We start from the raw sequence: 3,501 nt of genomic DNA, 5'->3' as shown, positions 1-3,501 counted from the left end.
GGCGCCCGTCCTCGCGCCGGGCGTGCGCACGGCCCCGCCGGTGGAGGTCTCGGCGCTCCGCCCCCGCTGCTCCTTCGCCGCCGCCCGCACCGCCGGCGCGGCCGACCTGGGCGGCGAGCGCTACTCCACGCACCTCACGGGCAGCGACGGATGCTACGCGAGCGACGGCCTGCCCACCCTCCTGCGCGTCCCGAACCCGCACACCGGCGACACGCTCCTCCTCGGGTCCCCCGACATCCTCTACAACGACAGCCTCGACAAGCAGGGCAACGCCTCTCTCGCCCTGCAACTCCTCGGTTCCCGGTCGCATCTCGTCTGGTACCTCCCCTCGCTCACCGATGACAGCGCCACCGCCACCGGCGACGGTCGCAGCGCCTTCTTCGACCTCATCCCCTCCGGCTGGCTCTGGGGCTTCCTCCAACTCCTCATCGCGGCCGTGCTCGCCGCCCTGTGGCGGGCGCGCAGGCTCGGCCCACTCGTCGTCGAGCGGCTCCCCGTCGCGGTGCGCGCCTCGGAGGCCACGGAGGGCCGCGCACGGCTGTACCGCAGGGCGAATGCCCGTGATCGAGCAGCCGACGTCCTGCGCGGCGCCACCCGCGAACGACTCGCCCCGGTCCTCGGCGTACGCCCCACCCAGGCGCACAGCCCGGAAATCCTCACCCCCGCCGTCTCGGCCCGCCTTCCCCACACGCAACTGGACCTGCCGTTCCTGCTGTTCGGCCCGGCCCCCGCCAACGACGTCGACCTCGTCCGCCTCGCGGACCAACTCGACGCCCTCGAAAGAGAGGTACGCACCTCATGAGCGCCCCGACCCCGGAGACCGACGGGACCACCGCGGATCCCGAGCTCGCCCGCGCCTCGCTCGAAGCGCTGCGCACCGAGATAGGGAAGGCCGTCGTAGGCCAGGACTCCGCCGTCACCGGACTCGTCGTCGCGCTCCTGTGCCGAGGCCACGTGCTGCTCGAGGGCGTGCCGGGCGTGGCCAAGACCCTGCTCGTGCGCGCTCTCGCGGCATCCCTCCAACTGGACACGAAGCGGGTGCAGTTCACGCCCGACCTCATGCCCAGCGACGTGACAGGGTCGTTGGTCTACGACTCGCGCACTGCCGCGTTCTCGTTCCAGCCGGGGCCGGTCTTCACCAACCTGCTGCTGGCGGACGAGATCAACCGCACGCCGCCCAAGACCCAGTCATCGCTGCTGGAGGCGATGGAAGAGCGCCAGGTCACGGTCGATGGAACCGCACGTCCGCTGCCGGAGACCTTCCTTGTCGCCGCGACGCAGAACCCCGTCGAGTACGAGGGCACTTACCCCCTCCCGGAAGCCCAACTCGACCGGTTCCTTCTCAAGCTGACCGTTCCCCTGCCCTCACGCTCGGACGAGATCGACGTCCTGACCCGCCACGCAGAGGGTTTCGACCCGCGCAACCTCGCAGCGGCGGGAGTGCGCCCCGTTGCCGGGCCCGCCGACCTGGAAGCGGCTCGCGCCGCCATGGCCAAGACCGCCATCTCTCCGGAGATCGCCGGTTACGTCGTGGATATCTGCCGTGCCACTCGTGAATCCCCCTCGCTCGGCCTCGGGGTCTCCCCCCGAGGCGCCACTGCCCTGCTCTCCACCTCACGTGCCTGGGCCTGGCTCACCGGCCGCGACTACGTCACCCCTGACGACGTGAAGGCACTCGCCCTCCCCACACTGCGCCACCGCGTCCAGCTCCGCCCCGAGGCGGAGATGGAAGGCGTCACCGCGGACCATGTCATCACCACGCTGCTCGCCCACGTCCCCGTACCGCGCTGAGACGGCCCCGATGACTCTCACCGGAAGAACCGCGCTCCTCGCGGCGCTGGGCGCCCTCCCCGTCGGCCTCATCGCCCCCGGCTGGGGAGGCATCCTGACCGTCGAAGGCATCCTCGCACTCGCAATTCTGTGCGACCTTCTCCTCGCCGCGCCAGTGCGAACGCTCCTCTTCACTCGAAGTGGTGATACATCCGTTCGACTCGGTGACGCTGCCGATGTGGGCCTGACCGTGGCCAACCCGTCGAACCGTCCGCTGCGGGCAGCGGTTCGTGACGCATGGCCACCGAGCAGCTGGCGATCCATGGACGAACAGGCCGCCGCTCACCACTCCCTGACGATCCCCGCGGGCGAGCGCCGTCGCATCGTCACGCGGCTGAATCCGGCGCGGCGCGGCGACCGCCTGGCGGCACGGGTGACGGTCCGCTCGTTCGGTCCGCTCGGCCTCGCGGCCCGCCAGGGCAGTCACCATGTGCCCTGGACCGTGCGTGTGCTGCCACCGTTCGAGAGCCGCAAGCACCTGCCGTCCAGGCTGGCGCGCCTGCGCGAACTCGACGGCCGCACCAGCGTCCTGGTCCGTGGGCAGGGCACCGAGTTCGACAGCCTCCGCGAGTACGTACCGGGTGACGACACCCGCTCGATCGACTGGCGGGCCACAGCACGCCAGACCGCGGTCGCGGTCCGCACCTGGCGTCCCGAGCGTGACCGCCGCATCTTCGTCGTTCTCGACACGGGCCGCACGGCGGCCGGCAGGGTCGGGGACGTCCCGCGGCTGGACGCCGCCGTGGACGCGACGCTCCTTCTCGCCGCGCTCGCCTCACGGGCGGGCGACCGCGTCGACCTGCTTGCCTACGACCGTCAGGTCCGGGCACGGGTGCACGGAGCGAGGACAGCGGGTCTGCTGCCCTCGCTCATGGACGCGGCTGCCGCGCTTGAGCCGGAGTTGGTGGAGACGGACATGCGGGGTCTCAGCGCTGCCGTGGCGAAAGAGGCGGCACCCGGCTCACTGCTCGTACTCATCACCAGTCTGGATTCCGCTCCCGTCGAGGAGGGCCTGCTGCCCGTGCTGCCTCAGCTCATGAAGCGGCACACCGTCCTGGTGGCAGCCGTGGCGGATCCGAGGGTCGAGGAGATGGCAGATGCGAGAGGCACGGTGGACGCGGTGTACGAAGCGGCAGCGGCAAGCCGGACGCGGGCTGAACGCCGGCGGACGGCTGACCGGTTGAGGCGGCAAGGCGTCACGGTCGTCGACGCAGGCCCGAGCCGGTTGGCTCCCGCGGTGGCGGACGCCTACCTTGCGCTGAAGGCGGCCGGCCGTCTCTGACCGGAACCGCCCAGGAACCGACACCGTGCGCCGAGAAGGGCACCAGCGCGCCGGGAAATGCGAAAAGGCCCGCACCTGTGGTGCGGGCCTCCCCGACTTTCTTGCAACGTATTGTTCGGCGGCGTCCTACTCTCCCACAGGGTCCCCCCTGCAGTACCATCGGCGCAGTAGAGCTTAGCTTCCGGGTTCGGAATGTAACCGGGCGTTTCCCCTACGCTAAAACCACCGAAACACTATGAAACACATCAAACACCGGAACACACACGGCTGTTCGTGGTTTCAGAACCAACACAGTGGACGCGAACATCTAAGGACAAGCCCTCGGCCTATTAGTACCGGTCAACTCCACCAGTCACCTGGCTTCCATCTCCGGCCTATCAACCCAGTCG

At 70.1% G+C, this 3,501-nt stretch carries 3 protein-coding genes and 2 rRNA genes; 3 read left to right on the top strand and 2 right to left on the bottom strand.

The window, feature by feature from the left end:
- The 3 genes from JFN87_RS32460 to JFN87_RS32450 all read left to right on the top strand — a co-directional run.
- Positions 1–802, top strand: an 802-nt coding sequence (locus JFN87_RS32460) for a DUF4350 domain-containing protein (protein WP_245182828.1), incomplete at its 5' end; no start/stop codon positions are given.
- Positions 799–1,791: an AAA family ATPase gene (locus JFN87_RS32455; RefSeq protein WP_209346003.1), complete on the top strand. Its 993-nt coding sequence runs from the start codon at positions 799–801 to the stop codon at positions 1,789–1,791. The genes JFN87_RS32460 and JFN87_RS32455, both read left to right, overlap by 4 nt.
- A 10-nt stretch (positions 1,792–1,801) precedes the next feature.
- The gene (locus tag JFN87_RS32450; protein WP_209346001.1) at positions 1,802–3,112 is read left to right on the top strand and encodes a DUF58 domain-containing protein; all 1,311 of its coding nucleotides are present in this window, start codon (positions 1,802–1,804) and stop codon (positions 3,110–3,112) included.
- A gap of 113 nt (positions 3,113–3,225) precedes the next feature.
- Here the strand turns inward: JFN87_RS32450 and rrf are convergent.
- Positions 3,226–3,342, bottom strand: a 5S ribosomal RNA gene (gene rrf, locus JFN87_RS32445).
- Positions 3,343–3,421: 79 nt separating this feature from the next.
- A 23S ribosomal RNA gene (locus tag JFN87_RS32440) occupies positions 3,422–3,501 on the bottom strand; the annotation flags it as partial.

The organism is Streptomyces montanisoli (assembly GCF_017813245.1).
Taxonomy (GTDB): Bacteria; Actinomycetota; Actinomycetes; order Streptomycetales; family Streptomycetaceae; genus Streptomyces; species Streptomyces montanisoli.
This window is presented reverse-complemented; position numbering and strand designations above follow the sequence as displayed.